The following is a 26,934-nucleotide window of genomic DNA, read 5'->3' on the forward strand; positions in this document are numbered from 1 at the left end:
CCCGGAGGCCCCGGGTCCGTTTCCGGACCCGGGGCCTCCGTCAGCTCAGCTCGACCGGTTTCAGCCGAGGTTGGCGAGCGCCTCGTTGAAGGTCTTCGACGGGCGCATCACGGCCGCGGCCTTGGCCGGGTCGGGCTGGTAGTAGCCACCGAGGTCGACCGGCGAGCCCTGGACGGCGATCAGCTCGTCGACGATGGTCGACTCCTGCTCGCTCAGCGTGGCGGCCAGGCCGGCGAAGGCCTGGGCCAGCTCGGCGTCGGCGGTCTGCGCGGCCAGCTCCTGGGCCCAGTACATGGCCAGGTAGAAGTGGCTGCCGCGGTTGTCGATGCCACCGAGGCGGCGGCTCGGCGACTTGTCCTCGTTGAGGAAGGTGCCGGTGGCGCGGTCCAGGGTGTCGGCCAGCACCTGGGCGCGGGCGTTGTCGGTGGTGCCGGCCAGGTGCTCGAAGCTGGCGGCCAGCGCGAAGAACTCACCCAGGCTGTCCCAGCGCAGGTAGTTCTCCTTGACGAGCTGCTGGACGTGCTTCGGGGCGGAGCCGCCGGCGCCGGTCTCGAACAGGCCGCCGCCCGCCATCAGCGGGACGACCGACAGCATCTTGGCGCTGGTGCCCAGCTCCAGGATCGGGAACAGGTCGGTCAGGTAGTCGCGCAGCACGTTGCCGGTCACCGAGATGGTGTCCTCGCCACGACGGATGCGCTCCAGCGAGAACGTGGTGGCCTCGACCGGGGACATGATCTCGATCTGCAGGCCGGTGGTGTCGTGCTCCGGCAGGTACTGCTTGACCTTCTCGATCAGCACCGCGTCGTGGGCACGGTTCTCGTCCAGCCAGAACACGGCCGGGACGCCGGTGGCGCGGGCGCGGGTGACGGCCAGCTTGACCCAGTCCTGGATCGGCAGGTCCTTGGTCTGGCAGGCACGGAAGATGTCGCCCGGCTGGACGGCCTGCTCCAGCACCACGTTGCCCTCGGCGTCGACCAGGCGGACGGTGCCCGCGGCGGCGATCTCGAAGGTCTTGTCGTGCGAGCCGTACTCCTCGGCCTTCTGGGCCATCAGACCGACGTTCGGCACGGAGCCGATGGTCGCCGGGTCGAGGGCGCCGTGGGCGCGGCAGTCGTCGATGACGGCCTGGTACACGCCGGAGTAGCTGCTGTCCGGCAGCACGGCGAGGGTGTCGGCCTCCTTGCCGTCCGGGCCCCACATGTGGCCGGAGGTGCGGATCATGGCCGGCATCGAGGCGTCGACGATGACGTCGCTCGGCACGTGCAGGTTGGTGATGCCCTTGTCGGAGTCGACCATGGCCAGGGCCGGGCCCTCGGCCAGCTCGGCCTCGAAGGAGGCCTTGATCTCGGCACCCAGGTGCGGCACGTTGTCGAGGCCGGCCAGGATGCCGCCGAGGCCGTTGTTCGGGTTCAGGCCGGCGGCGACCAGCACCTCGCCGTACTTGGCGAAGGTCTTCGGGAAGAAGGCGCGGACCACGTGGCCGAAGATGATCGGGTCGGAGACCTTCATCATGGTGGCCTTGAGGTGCACCGAGAACAGCACGCCCTCGGCCTTGGCGCGGGCGACCTGCGCGGCCAGGAACTCGTTCAGGGCGGCGACCCGCATCACCGAGGCGTCGACGACCTCGCCGGCCAGCACCGGCACCTTGTCGCGCAGCACGGTGGTGGTGCCGTCCTCGCCGAGCAGCTCGATGCGCAGCGCACCGTCGGCGGCGACCACGGCGGACTTCTCGGTGGACCGGAAGTCGTTCTCGCCCATGGTGGCGACGTTGGTCTTGGAGTCGGCCGTCCAGGCACCCATGCGGTGCGGGTGGGTCTTGGCGTAGTTCTTGACCGACTGCGGGGCACGGCGGTCCGAGTTGCCCTCGCGCAGGACCGGGTTGACGGCGCTGCCCTTGATCTTGTCGTAGCGGGCGCGGACGTCCTTGTCCTCGTCGGTCTGCGGGTCGTCCGGGTAGTCCGGCAGGGCGTAGCCCTGGGCCTGCAGCTCCGCGACGGCGGCCTTCAGCTGCGGCACCGAGGCCGAGACGTTCGGCAGCTTGATGATGTTGGCGCTCGGGGTCTTGGCCAGCTCACCCAGCTCGGCCAGGGCGTCGCCGATCCGCTGCGCCTCGGTCAGACGCTCCGGAAAGCTCGCGATGATCCGCCCGGCCAGGGAGATGTCGCGGGTCTCCACCCGCACACCCGCGGTCGAGGCGTAGGCCTGGACCACCGGCAGGAACGAGTAGGTCGCCAGGGCCGGAGCCTCGTCGGTGTGCGTATAGATGATGGTCGAGTCAGTCATCGGTACTCCGCTTCACGTCTCCAACGTCTTGACGTCAAGATATCTCGTCACGGGCCTCCCGCTCCACCTCCCCCCGTCTTCGGGCGCGCTCCGGTCCGCCCGGAGGACGCCGGGGCCCTCCCCGCGGGGCGCTCCGGCGGCCGCGGCGCGGCCGCGAAGGGGGCTCGGCCGGGGTGGTCCGAGCGCGCCGGCGGGGGTGGCGACGGGGGGACGCACTCCACGGTCGTCCGGGTCGGGGCCCGGGGCAAGCGGAGCGCTCGACCGGTGGTTTAGTCCACTCGGGTGAGTCGGACGTCAGGAGTGCGTCAACGCACGACCTCATTCGGTCAACGGCGCGTCAGGACCGGCGATGCCCGGGCCGGGCCGTCCTAGCGTCGGGGAAGTAGTTCCGGCAGGCACCACCACTCCACCCGGGAGCATCCGCATGGCCCGCGTCGTCTGGCACGTTCCGGTCACCACCTCCGGCACCGGAAGCACCACCGCACTCCGCCTGTTCCGTCTGCGCGACGGCCGCCGCTGCGCGGTCGGATTCTCCAGCCCCGAGGCCCTCGCCGCCCTGCTCGGGCCCGACCAGGCCCACACCGAGCTCGGCGAGGCCGCGCTCCGCGACCTCACCGCCCCGCTCGGGATCGACACCCTGGTGCTGGACCCGCGTCTGGTCGCCCCCGCCGTCACCACTCCGGCCGGCGCCACCCCGGCCGCACCGCCCGCCCCGAACCCGACCGCCCAGCTCCAGCACCGGTGACCGCCCCGCTACAGCTGGTCCCGGACGATCCGGCCCCGACGGGCCGGGCCCGGCCCGCCCGGGACCTGCACGCGATCGCCCGGATCAGCCACGGCCCGGTCCCGCTCGACTTCGACCGCCTCGCGGCGGAGTTCCCGGCCGTGCAGGGCGGCCTGTGCCTGGCCGGCGAGGCCGATATCGAACTGCGTCTCGCCTGCACCGGCCCCGAGGAGTTGCGGACGATCGCCGCCGCCCTGCACCGCGCGGGCGCCGCCAGGGTGCACATCGACCTCGTCCTGCGCTCCCTCACCCCGGCGCCGGTCGTCCTGCGGCCGGTGCCGTGACCGGCGCCGGCCGCTGAACCCCGCGCCCCGCTCCCGGCCTGGGAGCGGGGCGCTCAGTCCTCCTCCCCGGGCCGGGGGTTCGGGTTGACCGCCTGGCCGTCGATGGGCTGGCCCCAGACGTCGTCCCCGGCCGCGTCGACGCAGTAGCCGCTGCCCTCCACGTGCCCGCCCGCGCTCCGGCACTGGCCGGCGGTGACGTCCCGGCGCCCGGTCGCCGCGGCCGCACCGGCGGTGGCGAGCACGGCCCCGGCGGCGGCGACGAGCAGGAGGACGGAGGCGGTCGCGGCGGCCACCCGGGCCCGGAGTGAGCTGTTCATGCGGACCACCCCAGCACGCCGCCGGGCCCCCGGCGACCACAGGACGCCCGCCCGGGTGGCCACCGCGGCGCGCCGGCCCGCGCTACTCGCGCGCCAGCGCCCCGATGGCCGCGAGCAGCAGCGCCGAGCCCGCCAGCAGGCCCGCCGTCAGCGGCTCGCCGAGGAGCAGCACGCCGATCACCGCCGCGGTCGCGGGCTCCAGCAGGACCAGCACCGCGGCCGTCGCGCCGGGCACGGCGGTCAGGCCGGTGAAGTACCAGCGGTAGGCGAACAGGGTGGGCACCGTACCGAGGAAGAGCAGGGACACCGCGGTCACCACCGGGTCCCCGCCCACCGGCAGAACGCCCTGGAGGCCCTGGACGGCCGCGAGCGGGAGCAGGCAGAGCAGCCCGGTGGTGAAGGCGCCGGCGCCGGCCCGCGCCGAACCGCCGCCCCGGGCCCAGAGGGTGAGGCCGCTCTGGCCGGCACCCGCGAGGACGGCCAGCGCGATGCCGAGGGCCGGGCGCGGGCCCGCCGCCGGGGCGGCCGCCAGCAGGGCCAGGCCGGCCAGGGCCAGGGCCACCGCGGCCGCCGAGCGGCGGGTCAGGCGCTCGCCGAGCAGCAGGTGGGCGCCGAGGCTGGTGAACACCGGGCCGGCGCCGATGGTGATCAGGGTGCCGAGCCCGAGCCCCGCGCAGCGCACGGAGGCGAAGTAGGCGCACTGGCTGACCGCCAGGCCGAGCCCGGTCAGCACGGCGGCGCGCCACCTGGCGGCGCCCCGGGCCGTGCGCGGGGCGGGGCGCCGCCCGCGGGTCGGCAGCAGGGCCAGGCAGAGCGCGGCGACGCCGAAGCGCCAGCAGGAGACGCCCGCCGGGCCGAGCCCGCCGGTGCGCATCAGCAGCGCGGACACGGCGCCGCCCACGCCCCAGGCGACGGCGGCGGCGGAGATGGACAGGAGGCCGCGCCGGAAGGGCACGGCGGCGTACGAGGTCATGCGTCGGTACTCCACGATGAGTTGCCGGTACTGGTCCGCTGGGGTCGCGGGCGGCAGTCATCGCCCCGGCTGCGGGCAGGTCCCGTCGGGCCGGAGTGGGTGGAGGGGGCCGCCCGCTAGCGGGCCGGCGGCGGAAGGATCACGTGACGCACGGGGCCAGCCTACGCGCCCCGCCGTCCCCGTTCGCGATCTTTCCCCCACCCCGGGCGGGGCCGTAGCGTCACTCGGGCCGGGGTTCCCGGCGGAGCGCACCCCTCGACGAGGACGAAGGAGCGGAACGCGATGGACCAGCTGACGTACGACGAGGTCGAGGCCGCCGGGAAGCGGATCGCCGGGCGGGTGCGCCCGGTCGCGGTGGCGCCGGGGGACGGTGGCGGGCGGGCCTGGCTGGCGCTGGAGTTCCTCCAGCACACCGGCAGCTTCAAGGCGCGCGGCGCGCAGAACTTCCTGCTCGCCCACGCCGCGGCGGGCACCCTCCCGGACGCCGGGGTGACCATCGCCTCCGGCGGCAACGCGGGCCTCGCCTGCGCCTGGGCGGCCCGTGAACTCGGTGTCCGGGCAACGGTGTTCCTGCCCCGGACGGCTTCCCCGGTGAAGCTGGCGCGGCTGCGCTCGTACGGCGCCGAGGTGCGGCTGGCGGGCCGGGAGTACGCCGAGGCGCTGGCCGCCTGCGAGGAGTTCGCGGCCGGCAGCGGGGCGCTGTCCTCGCACGCGTACGACCACCCGCTGATCGCCGCCGGTGCCGGGACGGTCCTGGCGGAGCTGCGCGCCGCGGTGCCGGGGCTGGACACGGTGGTGGTGTCGGTGGGCGGCGGCGGGCTGTTCGCCGGGGTGGCGGTGGCGGCCCGGGAGCACGGTGTCCGGGTGCTCGCCGTGGAGCCGACGGGCAGCCGCGCGCTGAACGCCGCGTTGGAGGCGGGCCATCCGGTGGACGTGCCGGTCGACTCGGTCGCCCAGGACGCGCTCGGGGCCCGTCGCGCCACCGCCCTCGCCGTGGACGCCGCCGCGCACCCGGGCGTCCGCTCGGTGCTGGTCGACGACGAGGCGATCGTGCGCGCCCGCCGGCGGCTCTGGGAGGACCGCCGGATCGCCGTCGAGTACGCGGCCGCCACCGCGTTCGCCGCCCTCGACCGGGCCGAGGGCGAGCGCGTCGCGGTGCTGCTCTGCGGGGCCAACACCGACCCGTCCGATCTGGTGGACTGACGCCGCTTCGCTGTACGGAGGTCACTATTCCCATCACCGAATGAACCGCCTATGATGCGCCCCCACACGGCTCGGCCGGAATTCCCGGGAAATCGATCGAATACGTAAGAGACCGAACGCGATCACACCCCCTACCTGCAAGGATGTCCCGAAAAGAATGTAAACATTCAGTAATGAAATCTGTGCAGAGGGCACCGAAAAGTCCTAGTGTGTGGCAACTCTCATCGCTCCGAGCACCCGGAGCCCCCACCCACAGAGAGATCTTTCATGGCTTCCCTCAACCAGATCTCGCCGCCCGACCAGGGCACCGGCTCCGAATCCGGGACCACCCACCGGTCGCTGCGCCGACACGTCGGCCTCATCGGCCTCATGTGGGCCTCGGTCGGCTCGATCATCGGCTCCGGCTGGCTCTTCGGCGCCAAGGAGGGCGTGATGGCGGCCGGCCCGGCCGCCGTCCTGTCCTGGGGCATCGGTACGGTCGCGATCGTGCTGCTCGCGCTCGTGCACGCCGAGCTCGGCAGCATGTTCCCGGTCTCGGGCGGCACCGCGCGCTACCCGCACTACGCCTTCGGCGGCCTGGCCGGCATGTCCTTCGGCTGGTTCTCCTGGCTCCAGGCGGCCACCGTCGCGCCGATCGAGGTCGAGGCGATGATCGGCTACGCCCGGCACTGGTCCTGGGCGGGCGGCCTGCTCAACGACAACAACACCCTCACCGCCAGCGGCTTCGCCGTCTCCACGGTGCTCATGGCGGTGTTCGTCGCGGTGAACTTCCTCGGTGTGCGCGTCCTGGCCCGCACCAACAACATCGCCACCTGGCTGAAGATCTTCGTCCCGCTGCTCACCATCTTCGTTCTGGCCGTGACCAACTTCCACGGCTCCAACTTCACCTCGCACGGCTTCGCGCCGTTCGGCGCCCCGGGCGTGCTCGCGGCGATCAGCACCAGCGGCATCATCTTCGCCCTGCTCGGCTTCGAGCAGGCCATCCAGCTCGCCGGTGAGAGCCGCAACCCCAAGCGCGACATCCCCCGCGCCGTGCTGGGTTCGGTCGTCATCGGCAGCCTGATCTACACCCTGCTCCAGGTCGTCTTCATCGGCGCGCTGCCCGTCAGCGCCTTCGCCAACGGCTGGGACAAGCTCGACTTCCCCGGCATCGACGGCCCCTTCGCGGGTCTCGCCACCGTGATCGGCCTCGGCTGGCTGGCCTGGGTGCTCTACATGGACGCCGTGATCTCCCCCGGCGGCAGCGGCCTGATCTACACCACCTCGACCTCGCGCATCTCCTACGGCCTGAGCCGCAACGGCTACGCCCCCCAGCGCTTCGAGGAGCTCGACAGGAACGGCGTGCCGTGGTTCGGCCTGGTGATCGCCTTCGTCACCGGCGTGATCTGCTTCCTGCCGTTCCCGAGCTGGCAGGAGCTGGTCGGCTTCATCACCTCCGCCAGCGTGCTGATGTACGCCGGCGCCCCGCTGGCCTTCGGCGCGATGCGCCGCCGCCTGCCCGCGCACGAGCGCCCGTACCGGCTGCCGGCGGGCGAGCTGATCTCCCCGGCCGCGTTCGTGGTCTCCAGCCTGATCATCTACTGGTCCGGCTGGCACACCCTCTCGCGCCTGGGCATCGCGATCGTGCTCGGCTACCTGCTGCTCGGCAGCTACGCCGCGTACGCGATCAGGAAGGGGCTGCCGAACGCGCCCCGGCTGAGCTGGAAGTCCGCCCAGTGGCTGCCGCCCTACCTGGTGGGCCTCGGCCTGATCTCCTGGCAGGGCACCTTCGGCGACGGCACCGGCAACCTCCCGATGTGGTACGACATGGCCCTGGTCAGCGTGTTCTCGCTGGTCATCTACTACTGGGCGATCCGGGTCGCGCTGCCCGCCGAGGCGATCGAGCAGGAGATCTCCGACGTCGAGGTGGTCGACGAGGGCGGCCACTGACCGACCCCGGACCGACGGAAGGGCCCGCCGTGCGACCGGCGGGCCCTTCCGCGTCCGCGCCGAGGAGGGGAGGCGGCGGCGGGTGGGTCAGGTGGGTCAGAGGCCCAGGACCGTGCGCAGCACCGTGGTGAGCTCGGCCTGCGCGTCCTGCGCCGGACCGGTCGAGCGCCAGGCCACGAAGCCGTCCGGGCGGACCAGCACGGCGCCCCGGGGGCCGATGCCGTGCAGGGCGGCGAAGTCCGCGCCGGGCTCCGGCGCCAGGTCGTCCTCGGCGCCGTCGCCGATCCGGAAGCCGTCCAGCGGGACGGCCAGCCGGTCGGCCGCGCGCCGGGCGCCCGCCTGCCAGTCGCCGCCCTCGGGACCGGTGAGCAGCACCATCGCCTGCTCGTAGAGGTCCAGCGTGGACAGCCGCACCCCCGCCCGCAGCAGCCACTGGTGCGGGGCCCGGCTGCCCGGCTCGCCCGCCGACTCGAACTGCTCGGGGACCACCGGCCCGGTCCGGTCCGCGCCGACCACCGCGCCCACCGGGTAGCGGTAGCCGAGCGCCACGGCCAGCACCCCGGCCTGCCGGCCGACGCCCGGCACCACCGCGTAGCCGGGGTGGCTGTGCTCGGCGGAACGCGCCGAGGCCCGCTCGCCGGTCACCTGCGCGACCGGGCGGCGCTCCTGCCCGTACGTCTCCAGCAGCCTCGGCCCGGCCCAGCCGCACAGCACGGCGGCGATCTTCCACGCCAGGTTGTGGGCGTCCTGGATGCCGGTGTTGGAGCCGAACGCGCCGGTCGGCGACATCTCGTGGGCGGAGTCCCCGGCGAGGAAGACCCGCCCGGCGCCGTACCGCTCGGCCACCCGCTCGGCGGCGTGCCAGGGCGCGCGGCCGGTGACCTCGACGTCCAGCTCCGGCATGCCGACGGCGGTGCGGATGTGCCGCTCGCAGCGCTCGTCGGTGAACGCCTCCAGGGGCTCGCCGTGCTCGGGGTGCCAGGGCGCGTGGAAGACCCACTCCTCCTGGTTGTCGACCGGCAGCAGCGCGCCGTCCGCCTCCGGGTTGGTCAGGTAGCAGGCGATGAAGTGGCGGTCGCCGACCACCTCGGCCAGCCGCTTCGCCCGGAACGTGATGCTGACGTTGTGGAACAGCTCGCCCTTGCCGGACTGGCCGATGCCCAGCCGCTCGCGGACCGGGCTGCGCGGACCGTCCGCGGCGATCAGGAACTCCGAGCGCACCACCCGACGCTCGCCGGTCTCCCGGCTGCGCAGCACCGAGGTGACGCCGTCCGCGTCCTGCTCGAAGGAGACCAGCTCGGTACCGAACCGCAGGTCGCCGCCGAGCTCGCGGGCCGCCCGCAGCAGCACCGGTTCCAGGTCGTTCTGGCTGCACAGGCACCAGGCGCTGGGGCTGAACCGGGCCAGCCGGCCGCCCGGGTCGATCTCACGGAACAGCCACTCCTGCTCGGCGCCGGTCAGCGAGGGCGCCTGGAGGATGCCGTGGTTGGGGGCCAGGATCGAGGCGGCCTCGCGGATCGCCGGCTCGATCCCGGCCACCCGGTACAGCTCCATGGTGCGGATGTTGTTGCCCCGCCCCCGCGGGTGCCGGGAGGTGTCGGCGTGCTTCTCCACCAGCAGGTGCCCGACCCCGAGCCGCCCCAGGAAGAGTGCGGCCGACAGCCCGACCAGCGAGCCGCCCACGATCAGGACCGGCACCCGGTCGTCAACCTTCGGATTCATCAATTGCTCCGCCCTGTCAGGGGATTCCGCGGCCCGGCGACTGGGCCCGGCACCGCCCTCGACGGACCCGCTCGACCGGGGGCCCCGCTCTTCCATCCCCCGCCGGACGGGGCCCGTGCCGCCCCTTCGCCCGGATGGCCCGCAAATCTCGCGCCGCGCCCGGTGCGCCGCCCACGATCGACCTCAGGCCTGGCGCCGACGTGCCCGGCCGTACCGCCGCCGCACCGCCCTCCCAGGCCGGGCAGCACCCGCCGGGCACGGCCGACACGGCCCGCAGCGTGCGGCCCAGAGCAGAAAGTGGATCATGACAACTCTGTCCGAACCCCAGCCGAAGCAACAGGACGAGGCCGACACCCGGCTGCGGGTGGTGCTGATGCTGGAGATCCAGGACGGCGCCCAACAGCGCTTCCTCGACGTGTACGAGCAACTGCGCCACCAGGTGGCCTCGGTTCCCGGCCACGTCAGCGACCAGCTGTGCCAGTCCATCAACGACCCCCGCCAGTGGCTGATCACCAGCGAGTGGAAGGACCAGGAGACCTTCCTGGAGTGGGTGGACAGCCCGGCCCACCGGGAGATGGTCAAGCCGATGCACGGCTGCGTCAGCGACAACTTCCGCTCGCTGCGCTACGCCGTGCTGCGCGAGACCTCGGCGGCCGGCTCCACCGGCACCCGGGCCCCGATGGAGGTGCCGCCCGGGCTGCCGCGCACCGCGCCCGCCGGGCACGTCGGCCCGCCCAAGGCCGAGCCGGGCCCGGACGGGGTGGTCCGCCACGCGCTGACCTTCACCGTCAAGCCCGGCAGCGAGCCCGAGGTGGCCCGCATCCTGGCCGGCTACGCCTCCCCGCGGGCCGAGGTGGACGAGCACACCCGGCTGCGCCGCACCTCGCTGTTCATGCTCGGCAACCGGGTGGTCCGGGCCGTCGAGGTGGTCGGCAACCTCGGCGACGCGCTGCGCCACGTGGCGATGCAGCCCGAGGTGCGGGCCGTCGAGGAGGCGCTCAACCCGCACCTGGAGGAGGCCCGGCAACTGGGCGACCCGCAGGCCGCCCGGGCGTTCTTCGCCAGGGCGGCGCTGCCCGCCCGGCACCAGGCGATCGCCAGCTCCCCCGCCTCCGCCCGGCTGCACCGGCACGCCGTGCTCTACCCGGTCCGTCCGGGCGGCGGGCAGGACGTGGCCGAGCTGCTGGCCGAACACGACAACCTGGCCACCGCCGACCCGACCGGGCCGGTCGCGGCGGCCACCGTCTTCCACCGCGAGGACGTGGTGGTGCGCCTGGTCGACCTGCGGGTGCCGGCCGAGGCCGACCCGGCGGCCGCCCTCGGAGTGGCCGACGACCGGCGGGCCGCCGCACTCGCCGGACTGCTCGACCTCGGCCCGCACGGCGACCTGCGCACCGTCGCCGGGCTCGGCGCCTTCCTCGCCGCCCGCGCCATGAACCCGGTCACCGACCGCAAGTCCGCCGACCCGATCAACAACTGACGGTCCGTCACATCACGGGAGATCCTCCATGACCACGCAGCCCCCAAGGATCGTCAGCGTCCACGAGGCACCGGAGAACCGCCGCCACGGCGCCGAGCTGCGCACCATGCTCACCCCGACGAGCTGCGGCGCCACCAGCGGCTTCATGGGGCTGGCGATCGTCAAGCCCGGCGAGCGGATCGGCGAGCACTACCACCCGTACTCCGAGGAGTTCGTGTTCGTCGTCTGCGGCGACCTGGAGGTGGACCTGGACGGGAAGCCCCATCCGCTCAAGCCGGACCAGGGCCTGATGATCCCGATCAACATGCGCCACCGCTTCCGCAACGTCGGCGACACCGAGGCCCGGATGGTCTTCCACCTCGGACCGCTCGCCCCGCGCCCCGACCTCGGCCACGTGAGCACCGAGGGGACCGCGGCGGCCGGTCCGCCGGAACACGCCAAGGTGGGCTCGTGACCCGGCGCGTCGCCGTCACCGGGATCGGTGTGGTCGCACCCGGCGGGGTCGGCGTCCCGGCGTTCTGGGACCTCCTGACGTCCGGCCGCACCGCGACCCGGGGCATCACGCTCTTCGACCCCGCCGGGTTCCGCTCCCGGATCGCCGCCGAGGTCGACTTCGACCCGGCGGCCCACGGACTGAGCCCGGAGGACGTCCGACGGGCCGACCGCTACGTGCAGTTCGCGATGGTCGCGGCCGACGAGGCGATCGCCGACGCCGGCCTGGACCTGGCCGCCGAGGACCCCTGGCGGATCGCCGTCTCGCTCGGCACCGCCGTCGGCGGCACCACCCGACTGGAGCACGACTACGCCCTGGTGAGCGCGGCCGGCGCCCGCTGGGACGTGGACCACCGGCAGGCCGAGCCGCAGCTGCACCGGGCGTTCGCACCCAGCACCCTGGCCTCCGCGGTGGCCGAACGGACCGGCGCGCACGGCCCGGTGCAGACCGTCTCCACCGGCTGCACCTCCGGCCTGGACGCGATCGGCTACGGCTTCCAGGCCGTCGAGGAGGGACGCGCCGACATCTGCGTCGCCGGCGCCTCCGACTCCCCGATCTCGCCGATCACCGTCGCCTGCTTCGACGCCATCAAGGCCACCAGCGAGCGCAACGACGACCCGCGGCACGCCTCCCGCCCCTTCGACGCCGACCGCGACGGCTTCGTGCTCGGCGAGGGCGGCGCCGTCCTGGTACTGGAGGAACTGGAGCACGCCCGCCGCCGCGGCGCCCGGATCTACGGCGAGATCGGCGGCTTCGCCACCTTCGGCAACGCCTACCACATGACCGGCCTCACCAAGGAGGGGCTGGAGATGTCCCGGGCGATCGACCACGCGCTCGTCCACGCCCGGGTGGACCGCACCGACGTGGACTACGTCAACGCGCACGGCTCGGGCACCAAGCAGAACGACCGGCACGAGACCGCCGCGGTCAAGCGCTCGCTGGGCGCGCACGCCTTCAAGACCCCGATGAGCTCGATCAAGTCGATGGTCGGGCACTCGCTCGGTGCCATCGGCGCCATCGAGGTCGTCGCCTGCACCCTGGCGCTCGCCCACGGCGTCGTGCCGCCGACCGCCAACTACGAGACTCCGGACCCGGAGTGCGACCTCGACTACGTGCCGCGCACCGCGCGTGAGCTGCCGCTGAGCCACATCCTGTCGGTCGGCAGCGGATTCGGCGGATTCCAGTCCGCCGTCGTGCTCAACAGAACGGGGTGAGTTCCATGACGTCACGTCAGCAGGGCCGCCGGGCGGTGGTCACCGGCCTCGGCGTGGTGGCGCCGAACGGTGTCGGGGCCGACGCCTTCTGGAAGGCCACCAGGCAGGGCGTGAGCGTCCTCGACCGGATATCCCGCGAAGGCTGCACCGGGCTTCCGCTCCGGATCGCGGGCCAGGTGAACGGGTTCGATCCGCAGTCCGCGATCGACAACCGCTTCCTGGTGCAGACCGACCGCTTCACCCACTACGCGATGGCCGCCGCCGACCTGGCGGTGGCGGACGCCGGGTTCCGGCCGGACCCGGAACAGCCCTTCGCGGTCGGCGTGGTGACCGCGGCCGGCTCCGGCGGCGGCGAGTTCGGCCAGCGCGAGCTCCAGCAACTCTGGGGCCAGGGGCCGAGGTTCGTCGGCCCGTACCAGTCCATCGCCTGGTTCTACGCGGCCAGCACCGGCCAGATCTCGATCCGCGGCGGCTACAAGGGCCCCTGCGGGGTGGTCGCCAGCGACGAGGCCGGCGGGCTGGACGCCCTCGCACACGCCGCCCGGGCCATCGAACGCGGCACCGACGCGGTGGTGGTCGGCGCCGCCGAGGCCCCGCTGGCGCCGTACTCGATGGTCTGCCAACTCGGCTACCCCGAGCTGAGCCTGGCCGAGGAGGCCGAGCGGGCGTACCTGCCCTTCACCGAGCAGGCCTGCGGCTTCTCCCCCGCCGAGGGCGGCGCGATGCTGCTGCTGGAGGACGAACAGGCGGCCCACCTGCGCGGCGCCCGGGTCCGGGCCCGGCTGGCCGGCCACGGCGCCACCTTCACCGGGGCGTCCCGCTGGGCGGAGTCCCGGGAGGGGCTGGCGGCCGCGATCCGGATCGCGCTGGACGAGGCCCGCATCGCGCCCGAGGAGGTCGACGTGGTCTTCGCGGACGCCCTCGGGGTCCCGGCCGCCGACCGGGCGGAGGCCCTGGCGCTGGCCGACGCGCTCGGCCCGGCCGCCGAGCGCGTCCCGGTCACCGCGCCCAAGACCGGTACGGGGCGGGCCTACTGCGGCGCCCCGATGCTCGACGTGACCGCGGCCGTGCTGGCCATGGAGGACGGCGTGCTGCCGCCGACCCCCAACGTCACCGAGGTCTGCCACGACCTCGCCCTGGTGACCGGCCGTGCCCGCCCGGCCGAACTGAACACCGCGCTGGTGCTCAGCCGCGGGCTGATGGGCTCCAACTCCGCGCTGGTGGTCCGGCGCGCCCAGCCCTGAACCACCCCGTCACACCATCGAAGGGAAACCCCGTGAGCAACACCCTCAGCTATCCGGAACTCGCCGAGCTGCTCCAGACCCGGGCCGGTGTCACCGTCGACCCGGGCGCGCTGGCGCAACCGGGCGCGGAGTTCGACACCTTCGGCATCGACTCGCTCGGGCTGCTCGGCGTGGTCGGCGAGCTGGAGAACCGGCACAACCTCAAGGTCACCTCGGGCGCCGAGTCGGCCAAGACCCCGGCCGAGTTCCTGGAGCTGGTCAACTCGTCCCTCGCCACGAAGGCCGGTGCCTGACATGCCCGGACACACCGACAACGAGATCGTCATCGCCGCGCCGCTCGACCTGGTCTGGGAGATGACCAACGATCTGGAGAACTGGCCGCAGCTGTTCAGCGAGTACGCCTCGGTGGAGGTGCTGGACCGGCAGGGCGAACTCGTCCGGTTCCGGCTCACCATGCACCCGGACGACAACGGCCAGGTGTGGAGCTGGGTCTCCGAGCGCGAGACCGACCGGGACGCGCTCGCGGTGCGCGCCCGCCGGGTCGAGCCCGGCCCGTTCGAGTTCATGGAGATCCGCTGGGAGTACGCGGAGGTTCCGGCCGGCACCAGGATGCGCTGGGTCCAGGACTTCGCGATGAAGCCGACCGCCCCGGTCGACGACGAGGGCATGACCGGCCACATCAACCGCAACTCGAAGGTCCAGATGCAGCTGATCCGGGAGAAGGTCGAGAAGCGGGCGGCGGAACTGTGACCGGCGCGCACCGGGCGCTGATCGTCGCCCGGATGAAGCCCGAGGCCGCGCCGGACATCGCCGAGGTGTTCGCCGAGTCCGACCAGGGCGAGCTGCCGCACCTGATCGGTGTCACCGGCCGCAGCCTCTTCCAGTTCGGCGACGTCTACCTGCACCTGATCGAGGCCGACCGGCCGCCGGGCCCGGCCGTCGCCAAGGTCGTCGGACACCCGGAGTTCCGGACCGTCAGCGACCGGCTGACCGCCTTCGTGCAGGCCTACGACCCGGCCACCTGGCGGGAACCGAAGGACGCGATGGCGCGGGAGTTCTACCGCTGGGACCGCTGACCCGGCGGCTCCCGATGGGCCCGCCCCCGGCCGTGCGCCGGGGGCGGGCCCACGCGCGTCCGACGGACGGTCCGTGAACGGGTTCACCCGGATCGACCGACCAACCGGGTGAACACTCCCGGGACTCCACCCGAAGGGCTCACCCTGCGCACCGGTGCTGCCACACTCCGGTGGCAGGCCGCCGCACGGTGGATGACGGTGGATCAGGCGCACCCACCGCGAGTCCCCTTGTCCGGCACCGTGTCGGCAGTCGCGGTCCCGTGCGCCGGAAGGATCAACCTCATGCGTTCTGCACGCACGCTGCTCGCCGGGGCGGCCGTCGCCGCCGCACTCACCGTCGGCACCCCCATGGCGTTCGCCGACGGAGCCGCCGACCAGGGCAAGAACCTGACCTGGCAGGAGAAGACCGAGAAGGCCTCCGACAACTCCGGCAGCTCCAAGGCCAACGACGACAGGAAGGGCGGTGCCGCCTCCGAGGAGCGCAAGGGCACCGACGAGCACAAGGGCACCGAGGACCACAAGGGCTCAGACGAGCACAAGGGCACCGACGAGCACAAGGGCGGCGAGGCCAAGGACGAGGACCACAAGACCCCGCACGGCGGCGTGCACACCGGCGGCGGCGGCCTGGCGCTGTCCGGCGGCGGCCTCGCCTCCGGCGCGGTGCTGCTGCTCGGCGGCCTCGGGGCGGGCGCGTACGCCCTGCGCCGCGGCCGCCGGGCCTCCGGCGCGGTCGCCTGACACGCCGGGCACCCTGCTTCCGCCGCCCCCGGGCGCCTCTCCCCGCGGGGCGGGCGCACCGGGGGCGGCGGGCCGTCACGGAACCGGTCGAGCGGAGGACAGGAATGGCGGGCGGTCCCACCCCCGGAATGCCCCGGCTGCTGCGCGCCGGGATGGGCGCGGCAGCGGTCGGGCTGCTGATGATCTACAACTCGGTGGACACCGGGTCGGACACGGACGCGGAGGACGGCCGGCCCGCTCCTCCGGCGGCCGCCGCACCGGCCGTCCCCGGACCGTCGGGCGCGGACGGCGGCTCCCCGGCCGCCGAATCGCGGACGCCGGCGCTCGGGCGTGCCAAGCCGACCCGGCTGCGGATCCCGCAGATCGGAGTCGACGCGCCGTTCACCGAACTGGGCCTCGGCCCGACCGGCCAGCTCGACGCGCCGCCACCGGACGACAAGAACCTGGTCGGCTGGTACCGGGACGGCGCCGCCCCCGGCGAGCGCGGCAGCGCGGTCCTCGCCGGGCACGTGGACACCGCCAAGGGCCCGGCGGTCTTCCTGCTGCTGAGCTTCCTGCTGCCGGGCAACAAGGTCGAGGTGAGCCGCGCGGACGGGACCGTCGCGGTGTTCTCGGTGGACTCGGTGGAGACCTTCGCCAAGAACGCCTTCCCCGACGCGAAGGTGTACGGCAGGACCCCGGACGCCCAACTCCGGCTGATCACCTGCGGCGGCACGTACGACAAGAAGCGGCGGGACTACCTGGACAACGTCGTGGTCTTCGCCCACCTGGAGTCCTCGCACCCGGGCTGACCCGAACCGACCCGACCCGGCTCGGGCCGGGCCGGGCGGGGCGGGGCGGTTCGGGGCGGGTGCACGATCGCCGGCCCCTGGAAGCCAGGGGCCGGCGGTCGTCGTGCGGCGGGGCCGGGTCAGCCGGTCACGACGGCCTCGAAGGCGTGCAGGTAGGGGTTGACCGGGCGGACCGCGGTGACCGTCAGTCCGGCCTCCGCCATCAGCCCCACCATGGACTCCTCGGAGTGCTTGGCGCCGCCCACGTTGAGCATCAGCATCAGGTCCATCGCGGTGGTGAAGCGCATCGAGGGGCTGTTGTCGACCAGGTTCTCCACCACGACGACGCGGGCGCCGGAGCCGGCCGCCTTGACCACGTTGGTGAGGGTGCGGCGGGTGCTGTCGTCGTCCCACTCCAGGATGTTCTTGATGATGTAGAGGTCCGCGCGGACCGGGATCTCCACCCGGCAGTCGCCCGGGACCAGCCGGGCCCGGGCGGAGAAGGCCCCGCCGTCCTGGAGCCGGGGGTCGGCGCCGGCCACCACCTTGGGCAGGTCGAGCAGCGTCCCGTGCAGCGCCGGGTGCTTCTCCAGCAGGCTGGCCAGCACGTGGCCCTGGCCGCCGCCGATGTCCGCCACCGAGTCGATGCCGGTGAGGTCCAGGTATTCGGCGAAGTCCTCGGCGGACTGCCGGCTGGAGGTGGTCATCGCCTTGTCGAAGACCTTGGCGGAGTCTCCCGCGTCGTTGTGCAGGTAGTCGAAGAACTCCTTGCCGAACAGGTCGGGGAAGACGTTGCGGCCGGAGCGGACCGCCTCGTCCAGCTTCGGCCAGGCCTCCCAGGTCCACGGCTCGGTGCACCAGAGGGAGATGTAGCGCAGCGAGTTGGGGGCGTCCTCGCGCAGCAGCCGGGACATCTCGGTGTGCTCGAAACGGTCGTCGCCGGTCTCCGCGAAGATCCCGTAGCAGGCGAGCGCGCGCAGCAGCCGGCGCAGCTGGCGGGGCTCGGTGTCGAGTGCGGCGGCGAGGTCGGTCGCGGTGGTCGGGGTGTCGCCGAGCACGTCGGCGACACCGAGCCGGGCCGCCGCGCGGACGGCGGCGGCGCAGGCGGCACCGAAGACGAGCTCGCGCAGGCGCATCGCGGCCTGGGGGCTGGTGTGGGCGGGTGCGGTGGTCATGGCTGGGTTCCTCGGGTGCTTGGGAGTTCCTGGGGCGGCGGACGGCAGGCGGCGGGCATCGGGCGGCGGGCATCGGGCGGCGGCGAGGGACGGCGGGCGGATGAGTGGCGGGTGGCGAGGGGTGCCGGGGCTCAGCAGCGCCCGGCCGGCTCGGAGCGGTCGCAGGTGTTGCCCGCGAAGGTGTTGTCGGTACCGGAGTCGCGGTCCGCGAGGTCGGCCGGACCGTTGCCGCTCAGCGTGTTGTCGGTGATCACGGCCCGGGCGTTGGAGACGCCGACGACGCTCTTGAAGAGGACGATGCCGCCGGAGAAGTCCGAGGTGCCCGTGTTGTCGCGCACCTCGTTGCCGGTCACCCGGGCGTCCTCGGTACCGGTGAGCACGATGCCGGCGCCCTGGATGGCGCCCAGCCGGGGGTTGGCCGGGCAGAACTTGTTGTTGCCGACGACGGAGTTGCGCCGGACGTCGAGGTCCCCGGCCCGGGGCACGCCCTCGTCGCCGACCACGAAGACGCCCGCGCAGTTGCCGCTGATCCCGTTGTCCTGGACGGCCAGCCCGCGCAGCCGGCGGACGGTGACGCCGACCCGGTTGCCGGTCAGCTCGTTGCCCTCGACCACGGTGCCGCCGGTGTCGGGCGAACCGCCCTCGCGGTAGGCGTAGTTGGCGAGGAAGACGCCGGACTGGCCGTTGTCGGTCGAGCGGTTGCGGCGGATGGTGGCCCGGGTGGACATCTCCTGGCTGATGCCCTGCTGGGCGTTGTCGTGCACGTAGGTGCCGCTGACGGTCAGGCCCGTGGTGCCGCTGGCGTCGATGCCGTTCTTTCGGAAGCCGGTGACGGCGAGGCTCTCGATGGCGACGTCGGCCAGCGGCTGTTCCTCGGTGCCGACCACGCAGATGCCGTGCCCGGCGGTGGCACAGGCGTTCTCGGTGCCGTCCCCGGGGGTGATCACGCTGTCCGGGCCGGCGCCGTGCAGGGTGAGGCCGGGGGTGGTGATCCGGACGCTGCCCCGGTAGGTGCCGGGGAGGAGTTGGATGGTGTCGCCGGGCCGGGCGGCGTCGACGGCCTGCTGAATCGATTCTCCGGGCCGGACGTAGTGCAGCGGGAGGCCGCCGTCGGCACGGGCCGCGGGGGCGGCGGCGAGCGCGGTGAAGGCGGTGGTCAGGGCGGTGGCGGCGGCGGTGGCCGCGGCGAGGTGGTGGACCCGTCGCGTGGGCATGAGTGGTGACCTGTTTCTTTCGGCGCGCGCGGTGTTCGTGCTGGTGTCGTGGTCTCCCGCACGGTCCGGCGGAGTGGGCTGACGCGCTGTGCGCGGGCGGTGGCGGCCGGTGGGGTGCGGCCGTGTCGACGGTATGGGCGGCCGGGTGGGCCCGCCACCAGGGCTGGGCTGCGGGGCTGACGGGGCGTCGACCGGAGGTGGGACGGCCCGGCGTGGCGGGGCTCGGCGCGGCGGGGTGGGGCTCGACGCGGCGCGGCGCGGTGGAGTGGGGTGGGGTGGGGGCGGATACGGCGACGCGCCCGGCCGCGGGAGGCGGCCGGGCGCGTCGGGTGTGTCGGGCGTGTCGGGTTGGGCGGGTGTGTCGGGCCCGGCAGGCGCGCTACGGGGCGGTCGGGCGGGCCGGGTCAGGCCTCGGCCCGGGGGCCCAGGCGGACGGGCAGCGCGGCGAGGTGCCAGGCCGCCGGGTTCGGGCCGCGCTCGACGGCCTCCGGGCCGACCGCGAGGGCCAGCCGCGGGTACGTCCGCAGCAGGGCGCCGAAGGCGGTCACCGCCTCCTGGTGCGCCAGCACCGCGCCCAGGCAGCGATGGGCCCCGTGGCCGAAGCCAAGGTGCGCCTCGTGGTGCCCGGCGCGGTCCGACGCGCTCGCGCGGCAGACGTCCAGGCGTTCCGGCTCGGTGTAGGCCCGCGGGTCGTGGTTGGCCCCGGCCAGGATCGGCATCACCGCCTCGCCCCTGCGGACCAGGGTGCCGGCCAGGGTGACGTCCTCCGTCGCGTAGCGCGGCACCCCGCCGATGGTCGGGCCGCGCCAGCGCATCAGCTCGTCGACGGCGGCGGGCAGCAGGCCCGGGTCGGCCCGGACCAGCGCCAGCTGTTCGGGGTGGGCGAGCAGCGCGGCCGTACCGTTGCCGATCAGGGTGGCCGTGGTCTCGTGGCCGGCCACGACCAGGTTGAGGATCAGCGAGACGGTCTCCACCGGGGCGAGGGTGTCGCCCTCCGCGGCGGCCAGCCGGGAGAGCAGGTCCTCGGCCGGCTCGGCCCGGCGGCGCTCGACCAGCTCCCGGGCGGCCGCCACCATGGCGCGCAGCGCCTCGTCCAGTCCGGGACCGGCGCCCCGGCCGAGATAGGAGCTCCAACGGCGCCACCGCGGGCGGTCGGACTCGGGGATGCCGAGCAGTTCGCAGATCACCGTGACGGGCAGCGGGTACGCGAAGTGCGCGACCAGGTCGACCACGCCGTCCGGGCCGGCGTGCTCGGACAGCGCCCGGGCGTAGTCCTCGGCGAGCCGTTCGATCCGGGGGAGCAGCCGTTCCACCGCGCCGGCCGTGAAGGCGGGGTGCACCAGCCCGCGCATCCGGCGGTGCCGGGCGCCGTCCGCGCCGAAGACCCCGGCTCGCAGGTACTTCGCGCACTCGGGCGGCATGCCGCGGGCGCGCCAGACCTGCTCGGTGCGGTGGGCGGGGGCGTCGGGGCCTTCGGAGGTGTCGGAGGCAGCGGGGGTGTCCGGGCAGAGCGGGCCGTCGGGGGCGGGCCCGTCGACGGCGGCCACGTCGTTGACGAAGCGCGGGTCGGACAGCACGGTGCGGACGTCCTGGTAGCGGACGGCGATCCAGAACGGCTCCACACCGGGGATGGTGGCGCGGGCGAGCGGGGCGCGCTCGCGCAGGTCGGCGAAGGCGGTGAACGGGTCGCGGATCAGGTGGTCGGCGCGCAGGTCGACGGTCTCGACCGGCTCGGCGGTGGTCACGGCTGCCTCCTCAGGAGTCGCGAGGTCCCTCTGGTCACGGATCGTGACGGAAGCGGGGGTGCGATCCGGGGTCTTCGAGGCGGATTCACTCGATCGAGCACAGAGGATCGTTTCTTCCGGTCATCGGGAGCCGAACCTTCCGACCTGCCGGCCCTCCGCCGGCTCCCTGCGGGCCCCTGTTGCGCCGCGGTCGGCCCCGGCGAGGCCCGACCGCGGCCCGGGCAACGGCCGGGCCCGGGCGCGTGACATCCTCGGGGTCATGACCACCGTGCCCGTACCGTCCGTCGCCGCCCTCCGCAACCCGATCGGCGCCCACGTCCCGGTGGCCGGTCGCGGGCTGGCCGGCACCGGTCTGGCGTACGCGGGCCGGGTCGGCGCGGAGACGGTCCAGGTCTTCGTGGCCAACCCGCGCGGCTGGGCCACTCCCCCGGGCAACCCGGCCCAGGACGAGGAGTTCCGCGCCGCCTGCGCGGAGCGGGGCGTCCCGGCCTGGGTGCACGCCCCGTACCTGATCAACTTCGGCTCGGACAACCCGGCCACCCGGGAGCGCTCGGCGGACTCGCTGCGGCACTCCCTGCGCCGCGGCCACGCCATCGGCGCGCTCGGCGTCGTCCTGCACACCGGCTCGGCGGTCGGCACCGCGCCCGGCGGCGGTTCGCGCCGGGCCGAGGCCATGGCGCAGGTCCGGGCGGACGTCCGGCCGCTGCTGGAGGAACTGGACGGGCTCGGCGACGACGCGCCCTGGCTGCTGCTGGAGCCGACGGCGGGCCAGGGCAGCTCGCTCTGCTCCCGGATGGAGGAGCTGGCCGAGTACGTGGAGGCGCTGGACCATCACCCGAAGGTGGGAGTCTGCCTGGACACCTGCCACGCCTTCGCCGCCGGGCACGACCTGGCGGAGCCGGGCGGGGTGACGGCCGCGCTGGACGCCCTGGCCGCCGCGGCCGGTCCGGGCCGGCTGCGGCTGATCCACGCCAATGACTCCGAGGACGTCGTCGGGGCCCGCAAGGACCGGCACGCGAACATCGGCGCGGGCATGATCGGCGCCGAACCGTTCCGTGAGCTGTTCGAACACCCGGAGACGGCCGGGGTGCCGCTGCTGGTGGAGACCCCGGACCGCAAGCACGGCGGGGACGGCACCGGGCACGCGATGGACATCGCGGTGCTGAAGGAGCTGCGGGAGCGGGCGACGGTCCGCGGTCCCGGCGGCCGCCCGGCGGACCGGCGGGAGCCCGCCGGCGCGGGACGGCCGTGACCCGGAAACCACCGAGCAGCGGTGGGCCCGGGAGCAGCGGAAGGCCGGGGAGCCGCGGTGGGCCCGGGAGCCGCGGGGCAGCACCGAGCCCGGAGGCCGAGGAACGGCCTCCGGGCTCGGGCACGAAGACGAGGGGGATCAGCAGCCGCAGTCGCTCTCGCCGTGCTCGGCGTAGTTGAACCAGGAGGCGTGCGGGCCGAACAGGCCGACGCCCGCGGTGCCCGACTCCAGGCTCTGGCCCTCCGACTGCGACGGAGCGAAGCCCCCCGCCATGGCCGAGGTCGGGACCGCCACCACGGCACCGGCCACGGCGACGATCACGGCGAGCTTGCGGATCTTCCCACGAAGCGACATCTGATGTCCTTTGGTTCGTCTCTGGTCCTCAGCCCGCGCCCCGACCGGCCGGTTCGGCCGTCCGACGGGCCGGGCGGCGCCCCACCGGGGAGGCGCCGCGCCCACGTTTGCACACGAACGCGCGGCTTCCGGCGCGCGCCGCAACCGGGCTGAGGCATTCGGGTGAGACAACTCCCCCGGCCGGACGAATCCGGTCGTACGTCCGTGAATCGGGTCGAACAGCCGGGCGGAGGGCGCCGGACGAGTACCCGTCGGATCGCCCCTCGACCGAAAGTCTTGCGGTGACGGACCCGACGAACGGAACAAATCCCGTCGATTTGGAGCGGGGTGCCGCCCCGCCGGAGCATGAACGGTCGCTCCATGTCGCTCCACCGAGCGCGCGCACCGGCTGCCGGAGCAGCACCACGAAAGGCGCACCACCCTCATGCAGACCAGTCCCGCCGCACCCCGGCAGGAGTTCCGACCGGGTGCCCCGGAGACCCCGGGGCCGATCGGCTCCGCTCCCCCGGCCCGGACGCCGAAGCCGAACGGCCGCCGCTTCGGGCTGGCGACCGCCACCGCCCTGGTGATGGGCAACATCATCGGCGGCGGCATCTTCATGATCCCGGCCGCCGTGGCCCCGTTCGGGACGGTCAGCCTGGTCTCCTTCGCGGTGCTCACGGTCGGCGCGATCGCGCTGGCGCTGGTCTTCGGGCAGCTGGCCCGCCGCAATCCGCGCACCGGCGGGCCGTACGTCTACGCCCGCGAGGCCTTCGGGGACTTCGCCGGCTTCCTGTCCGCCTGGTCGTACTGGATCACCACCTGGGTCAGCAACGCCGCACTCGCCGTGGCCGCCGTCGGCTACCTGGACGTGCTGCTGCCGCTGCACCACTCCGTCCCGCTGGAGATCACCGCCGCACTGGCCTTCCAGTGGCTACCGGCACTGGCCAACCTGGCCGGCACCCGCTTCGTCGGGGCGGTCCAACTCGTCTCCACCGTACTGAAGTTCATCCCCCTGCTGGTGGTCTCAGTGGGCGGCCTGTTCTTCTTCGACCCGAAGAACCTCGGCCCCTTCGACGGCACCGGCCACGGCTGGGCGGGCGGCATGTCCGCCGCCGCGGCGATCCTGCTGTTCAGCTACCTGGGCGTGGAGTCGGCCGCGATGAGCGCCGGCCAGGTCCGCGACCCGGAGCGCAACGTCGGCCGGGCCAGCGTGCTCGGCACCACCGGTGCGGCGGTGGTCTACCTGCTCGGCACGATCGCGGTGTTCGGCACCGTGGCGCACCAGCAGCTCGTCCACTCCACCGCGCCGTTCTCGGACGCCGTGGACGCCATGTTCGGCGGCACCTGGGGCGGCACCGTGATCGCCGTCGCCGCGCTGGTCTCGATGGCGGGCGCCCTCAACGGCTGGACCCTGCTCTCCGCCCAGGCGCCGTACGCGGCCGCCAAGGACGGCCTGTTCCCGGCCGCCTTCGGCAAGGAGCGGCGCGGGGTGCCGACCTTCGGCGTGCTGGTCGGCGTCTCGCTGGCCTCGGTGCTGACCGTGCTCAACTTCGCCAGCGGGGCGAAGGGCGCCTTCGAGATCCTCGTGCTGGTCACCACCTTCACCGCCACCGTGCCGTACCTGCTCTCCGCCGCTGCCCAGCTGTACTGGCTGGCGCGCGGGGCCGGCGAGAAGGTCGACCGCGGGCGGCTGGTGCGTGACGCGATCCTCGGCCTGGGCGCCTTCGGCTTCTCGCTCTGGCTGGTGGCCGGGGCCGGCTACGCCGCCGTCTACCAGGGCGTCCTGTTCCTGTTCGCGGGCGTGCTGGTCTACGTCTGGATGGCGGGCCGCCGCCGCGACTGAACTCCCCGCCGCGGCCTCGGCGCAAGCCCCGCTCGGCATCCCGGCCGACGTCCCGACCGGCATCCCGCTCGACATCCCGGCCGACTCCTCGACGGCAGTCGGAAAACCGGACACATCATCCTGAACCACCGTGACGCGCACCGGACTTGTCCGGTGCGCGTCCAATGTGCACGAGGATTTCACTTCCCGCGTCTACCCGCGTAGGTGACGGGCTCGCCACACTGGCGCACGCAATTCAGCAGTTCATCCGATCTGATGATGGAGCGTCCGCCATGGCCCCCACCACACCCGTGCGCCGGTTCCTGTCCTGCATACCGGCCGCCGCCGCGCTCGCCGCCGTGACCGTGGTCACCGCCGGCACGCCCGCCCAGGCAGCCCTGCCGACCCCGATCTCCGCGGCCACCGCCCGGAGCTACCTCGCCGCGATGCCCGCCACCGCCGAGACCCACGGCGACACCTACGACCGCACGCTGTTCCCGACCTGGATCACCATCAGCGGCACCTGCGACACCCGCGAGTGGATCGTCAAGCGGGACGGCAGCAACGTCGCCACCGACACCTCCTGCAAGGCCACCAGCGGCAACTGGTCCTCCCCGTACGACGGCGCGACCACCACCAACGCCTCCTCCTTCGACGTCGACCACCTGGTGCCGCTCTCCGAGGCCTGGGCCTCCGGCGCCTGGGCCTGGACCACCGCCCAGCGCCAGGCCTTCGCCAACGACGTCACCCGCCCCCAGCTGCTGCTGGTCTCCGCGAGCAGCAACCGCTCCAAGGGCGACCGCGACCCGGCCGAGTGGCTCCCCCAGGCCTCCTACCGCTGCACCTACGCCCGCGCCTGGGTGCAGGTGAAGCAGTACTACGGCCTGGGCGTGGACAGCGCCGAGAAGAACGCGCTCACCGGCATCCTCGACAACTGCTGAACCCGGAGGACACCGCGGCCCGGCGCCCACCCCCCGCCGGGCCACAGTGCCGGGCCCGACCGGGCGCGGCGACCTGCACACCGGTCCACGGTCCGCGGCACCCGCGAACCGCGCCTGCGGACCGCGTCTGCGGACCGCGCCCGCCGGGCAGTCCGGCCGGGCGGTTCCGTCGGGCGGTTCAGTCGGTCGAGTCCGGCGGGAAGGCGACCGGGTAGGGCTCGGCGAAGTCGGCCGAGCGGGCCACCTCGCGCCACTTGCCGTCCTCCTCGAGGAGCCGCCGGTCCATGGCGATCGAGCCCTCCGCCGCGTTGACCCCGAGCGGCAGGTGGTGGGGGATGTCGCGCCGCTTGGCCACCCGGACCAGGATCTCGGCGGCCCGGACCGGGTCGCCCGCGGCGCCGGCGCCGCCCTGCCGCATCCGCCGGTTCATGGCGCCGACCGTCTCCCGGTAGGCCTCCGGCACGTCGTGGACGACCATCGAGGAGCCCGCCCAGTCGGTGCGGAAGCCGCTGGGCTCGACCACCAGCACCCGCACGCCGAACGGCTCGGTCTCGGCGCGCAGCACCCGGCTGAAGCCGTCGATGGCGAACTTCGCCGCCTGGTACGAGGCGATGCCCGGGGAGCCGCCGACCCGGCCGCCCATCGAGGAGAACTGCACGACCAGCCCGCCCTTCTGCTCGCGCAGCAGCGGGAGCGCGGCCTTGGTGACGTGGTAGACGCCCCAGAAGTTGGTCTCGAACTGGGCGCGGAAGTCCGCGTCCTCGGTGGTCTCGATCGGCGACACGTTGGCGTAGCCGGCGTTGTTCACCAGTACGTCGATCCGGCCGAAGGCGGCCCGGGCCTCGGCGAGGGCCGCGCGGGCGGCCGCCGGGTCGGTGACGTCCAGCGCGATCGGACGGATCCGGTCGCCGAACTCCTCGACGAGGTCGGTGAGTTGCTCGGGCCGGCGAGCGGTGGCCGCCACCCGGTCGCCGGCTTCGAGGGCGGCACGGACGAGTGCGCGGCCGAAGCCGCGCGAGCTGCCGGTGATGAACCAGGTCTGTTCGCTGTTCCCCTGCGTTTTCTGCTCCATGCCGCTAGTAAAACACCGTTGCGTTATTACCGCAACGCCGTTGCACTAATACGGCAACGACGTTGCCTTACCATGGGAAGGTGGATGACGCATCGGAGTTCCAACGGGCACGCTCGCCCGAGGCCAAGCGCCGGCGCGAGGCCGCGATCCTGGCGGCGGCCCGGTCGCTCGGCGGCGAGCACGGCATCAGGGACATCACCCTGACCGACATCGCGGCGGCCGTGGGGATGCACAAGTCGGCGCTGCTGCGGTACTTCGAGACCCGCGAGGAGATCTTCCTGCGGCTGACCGCCGAAGGCTGGGCGGAGTGGTCGGAGGCGCTGACCACGCGGCTGCGGGACACCGCGGAACCGGGCCCGGCCGCCGTCGCCCGGGCGTTCGCCGCCACCCTCGCCGACCGCGGGATGTTCTGCGACCTGCTCGCCCACGCCCCCCTCAACCTCGAACGCAACGTCTCGCTCGACGCGGTGCGCGCCTTCAAGCTCGCCACACTCGCCGCCCGCCAACCGATCAGCGCGGCCGTCCGCGAGCAGCTGCCCGCCCTGGACGAGCAGGACGTCGTCGACCTGGTCGCCACCGCCGTCTCGCTGGCCGGCGCCATGTGGCAGATCGCGAACCCGGGCACCGAGGTCGCCGCCCTCTACCGCAGCGACCCCCGGCTCGCCCACGCCGTCATCGAGGTCGAACCCCGGCTCGCCCGCATCCTGACCGCCACTCTCACCGGACTGCTCGCCGGGCGGGGCTGACTGCCGGACGCCCCGTCGGCGCGCCCCTCCACCCGTGCACTCGGATGGATCATCTGACGTGCCGCACAAGGGATTTGACCCTACGGTGCGGTGCCAGGGGGTCATCCGAGCGGAAGGCTGT

26 protein-coding genes are annotated in these 26,934 nt (G+C 73.9%); 17 read left to right on the forward strand and 9 right to left on the reverse strand.

Annotation, left to right across the window (positions count from 1 at the left end):
• Positions 1–60: 60 nt before the first annotated feature.
• Positions 61–2,283 (reverse strand): NADP-dependent isocitrate dehydrogenase, encoded by a 2,223-nt coding sequence (locus ACWD4P_RS04245; RefSeq protein WP_449778504.1) that lies wholly within the window; start codon positions 2,281–2,283, stop codon positions 61–63.
• A gap of 424 nt (positions 2,284–2,707) precedes the next feature.
• On the opposite strand from ACWD4P_RS04245, the gene ACWD4P_RS04250 reads away from it, so the two are divergent.
• Positions 2,708–3,028, forward strand: a complete 321-nt coding sequence (locus tag ACWD4P_RS04250) for an SAV_915 family protein (RefSeq protein WP_449778505.1) — start codon at positions 2,708–2,710, stop codon at positions 3,026–3,028.
• The gene (locus tag ACWD4P_RS04255) at positions 3,025–3,351 is read left to right on the forward strand and encodes a hypothetical protein (RefSeq protein WP_449778506.1); all 327 of its coding nucleotides are present in this window, start codon (positions 3,025–3,027) and stop codon (positions 3,349–3,351) included. Before ACWD4P_RS04250 ends, ACWD4P_RS04255 begins: the two co-directional genes overlap by 4 nt.
• Before the next feature lie 53 nt (positions 3,352–3,404).
• Here the strand turns inward: ACWD4P_RS04255 and ACWD4P_RS04260 are convergent, their stop codons facing one another.
• Together ACWD4P_RS04260 and ACWD4P_RS04265 are read right to left on the reverse strand one after the other, a co-directional pair.
• Positions 3,405–3,668, reverse strand: coding sequence for a hypothetical protein (locus tag ACWD4P_RS04260; RefSeq protein ID WP_449778507.1), 264 nt, complete (start codon positions 3,666–3,668; stop codon positions 3,405–3,407).
• 82 nt (positions 3,669–3,750) lie between these two features.
• Positions 3,751–4,641 carry a DMT family transporter gene (locus ACWD4P_RS04265; protein WP_359827773.1) on the reverse strand — a complete coding sequence of 297 codons (891 nt, stop codon included), beginning with the start codon at positions 4,639–4,641 and terminating at the stop codon, positions 3,751–3,753.
• A 282-nt stretch (positions 4,642–4,923) separates the two neighbouring features.
• Here ACWD4P_RS04265 and ACWD4P_RS04270 point away from each other — a divergent pair, with 282 nt between their 5' ends.
• The gene (locus ACWD4P_RS04270; RefSeq protein ID WP_449778508.1) at positions 4,924–5,844 is read left to right on the forward strand and encodes a serine/threonine dehydratase; all 921 of its coding nucleotides are present in this window, start codon (positions 4,924–4,926) and stop codon (positions 5,842–5,844) included.
• 267 nt (positions 5,845–6,111) lie between these two features.
• Entirely contained in the window at positions 6,112–7,773 is a 1,662-nt protein-coding gene (locus tag ACWD4P_RS04275) for an APC family permease (RefSeq protein ID WP_449778509.1), read from the forward strand.
• Between the two features lie 96 nt (positions 7,774–7,869).
• On the opposite strand, the gene ACWD4P_RS04280 is transcribed toward ACWD4P_RS04275, so the two are convergent.
• The gene (locus ACWD4P_RS04280; protein WP_449778510.1) at positions 7,870–9,591 is read right to left on the reverse strand and encodes an FAD-dependent oxidoreductase; all 1,722 of its coding nucleotides are present in this window, start codon (positions 9,589–9,591) and stop codon (positions 7,870–7,872) included.
• Between the two features lie 208 nt (positions 9,592–9,799).
• On the opposite strand from ACWD4P_RS04280, the gene ACWD4P_RS04285 reads away from it, so the two are divergent.
• From ACWD4P_RS04285 to ACWD4P_RS04325, 9 genes are all read left to right on the forward strand, one after another.
• Positions 9,800–10,975, forward strand: a complete 1,176-nt coding sequence (locus ACWD4P_RS04285) for a SchA/CurD-like domain-containing protein (protein ID WP_359827767.1) — start codon at positions 9,800–9,802, stop codon at positions 10,973–10,975.
• A 28-nt stretch (positions 10,976–11,003) separates the two neighbouring features.
• On the forward strand, positions 11,004–11,429 hold the full coding sequence (locus ACWD4P_RS04290) for a cupin domain-containing protein (RefSeq protein ID WP_359827766.1): 426 nt from the start codon (positions 11,004–11,006) through the stop codon (positions 11,427–11,429).
• On the forward strand, positions 11,426–12,682 hold the full coding sequence (locus ACWD4P_RS04295) for a beta-ketoacyl-[acyl-carrier-protein] synthase family protein (protein ID WP_359827764.1): 1,257 nt from the start codon (positions 11,426–11,428) through the stop codon (positions 12,680–12,682). The genes ACWD4P_RS04290 and ACWD4P_RS04295 overlap by 4 nt, the downstream gene beginning before the upstream one ends.
• A 5-nt stretch (positions 12,683–12,687) precedes the next feature.
• On the forward strand, positions 12,688–13,926 hold the full coding sequence (locus ACWD4P_RS04300; RefSeq protein WP_359827763.1) for a beta-ketoacyl synthase N-terminal-like domain-containing protein: 1,239 nt from the start codon (positions 12,688–12,690) through the stop codon (positions 13,924–13,926).
• 32 nt (positions 13,927–13,958) lie between these two features.
• Positions 13,959–14,219 carry an acyl carrier protein gene (locus ACWD4P_RS04305; RefSeq protein ID WP_359827761.1) on the forward strand — a complete coding sequence of 87 codons (261 nt, stop codon included), beginning with the start codon at positions 13,959–13,961 and terminating at the stop codon, positions 14,217–14,219.
• 1 nt (position 14,220) lies between these two features.
• Positions 14,221–14,676 carry an SRPBCC family protein gene (locus ACWD4P_RS04310; protein ID WP_359827760.1) on the forward strand — a complete coding sequence of 152 codons (456 nt, stop codon included), beginning with the start codon at positions 14,221–14,223 and terminating at the stop codon, positions 14,674–14,676.
• Entirely contained in the window at positions 14,673–15,002 is a 330-nt protein-coding gene (locus ACWD4P_RS04315; RefSeq protein WP_359827759.1) for a TcmI family type II polyketide cyclase, read from the forward strand. The genes ACWD4P_RS04310 and ACWD4P_RS04315 overlap by 4 nt, the downstream gene beginning before the upstream one ends.
• 282 nt (positions 15,003–15,284) lie before the next feature.
• A complete protein-coding gene (locus tag ACWD4P_RS04320; RefSeq protein WP_449778511.1) occupies positions 15,285–15,740 on the forward strand; it encodes a hypothetical protein in 456 nt (151 codons plus the stop codon).
• 104 nt (positions 15,741–15,844) lie between these two features.
• The gene (locus ACWD4P_RS04325; protein ID WP_449778512.1) at positions 15,845–16,531 is read left to right on the forward strand and encodes a class F sortase; all 687 of its coding nucleotides are present in this window, start codon (positions 15,845–15,847) and stop codon (positions 16,529–16,531) included.
• 119 nt (positions 16,532–16,650) lie between these two features.
• Here ACWD4P_RS04325 and ACWD4P_RS04330 read toward each other — a convergent pair whose 3' ends face one another.
• The 3 genes from ACWD4P_RS04330 to ACWD4P_RS04340 form a co-directional block, all read right to left on the reverse strand.
• The gene (locus tag ACWD4P_RS04330) at positions 16,651–17,685 is read right to left on the reverse strand and encodes a methyltransferase (protein ID WP_449778513.1); all 1,035 of its coding nucleotides are present in this window, start codon (positions 17,683–17,685) and stop codon (positions 16,651–16,653) included.
• Positions 17,686–17,816: 131 nt separating this feature from the next.
• Complete coding sequence (locus tag ACWD4P_RS04335; RefSeq protein WP_449778514.1) at positions 17,817–18,899, reverse strand: right-handed parallel beta-helix repeat-containing protein; 1,083 nt, start codon at positions 18,897–18,899, stop codon at positions 17,817–17,819.
• A gap of 404 nt (positions 18,900–19,303) precedes the next feature.
• Entirely contained in the window at positions 19,304–20,644 is a 1,341-nt protein-coding gene (locus ACWD4P_RS04340; protein WP_449778515.1) for a cytochrome P450 family protein, read from the reverse strand.
• Between the two features lie 259 nt (positions 20,645–20,903).
• On the opposite strand from ACWD4P_RS04340, the gene ACWD4P_RS04345 reads away from it, so the two are divergent.
• Complete coding sequence (locus tag ACWD4P_RS04345) at positions 20,904–21,896, forward strand: deoxyribonuclease IV (RefSeq protein WP_449778516.1); 993 nt, start codon at positions 20,904–20,906, stop codon at positions 21,894–21,896.
• Positions 21,897–22,034: 138 nt separating this feature from the next.
• On the opposite strand, the gene ACWD4P_RS04350 is transcribed toward ACWD4P_RS04345, so the two are convergent.
• Positions 22,035–22,250 carry a hypothetical protein gene (locus tag ACWD4P_RS04350; RefSeq protein ID WP_359827311.1) on the reverse strand — a complete coding sequence of 72 codons (216 nt, stop codon included), beginning with the start codon at positions 22,248–22,250 and terminating at the stop codon, positions 22,035–22,037.
• Between the two features lie 424 nt (positions 22,251–22,674).
• Here ACWD4P_RS04350 and ACWD4P_RS04355 point away from each other — a divergent pair, with 424 nt between their 5' ends.
• Complete coding sequence (locus tag ACWD4P_RS04355; protein ID WP_449778517.1) at positions 22,675–24,075, forward strand: amino acid permease; 1,401 nt, start codon at positions 22,675–22,677, stop codon at positions 24,073–24,075.
• Between the two features lie 272 nt (positions 24,076–24,347).
• Positions 24,348–24,995: an HNH endonuclease family protein gene (locus ACWD4P_RS04360; RefSeq protein WP_359827313.1), complete on the forward strand. Its 648-nt coding sequence runs from the start codon at positions 24,348–24,350 to the stop codon at positions 24,993–24,995.
• A gap of 178 nt (positions 24,996–25,173) precedes the next feature.
• Here the strand turns inward: ACWD4P_RS04360 and ACWD4P_RS04365 are convergent, their stop codons facing one another.
• The gene (locus ACWD4P_RS04365) at positions 25,174–26,067 is read right to left on the reverse strand and encodes an SDR family NAD(P)-dependent oxidoreductase (protein ID WP_359827315.1); all 894 of its coding nucleotides are present in this window, start codon (positions 26,065–26,067) and stop codon (positions 25,174–25,176) included.
• 80 nt (positions 26,068–26,147) lie between these two features.
• Between ACWD4P_RS04365 and ACWD4P_RS04370 the strand changes: the two genes are divergently transcribed.
• Positions 26,148–26,813 carry a TetR family transcriptional regulator gene (locus ACWD4P_RS04370; RefSeq protein ID WP_449778518.1) on the forward strand — a complete coding sequence of 222 codons (666 nt, stop codon included), beginning with the start codon at positions 26,148–26,150 and terminating at the stop codon, positions 26,811–26,813.
• Positions 26,814–26,934 lie beyond the last annotated feature (121 nt).

This window comes from Kitasatospora sp. NPDC002543, assembly GCF_053594915.1.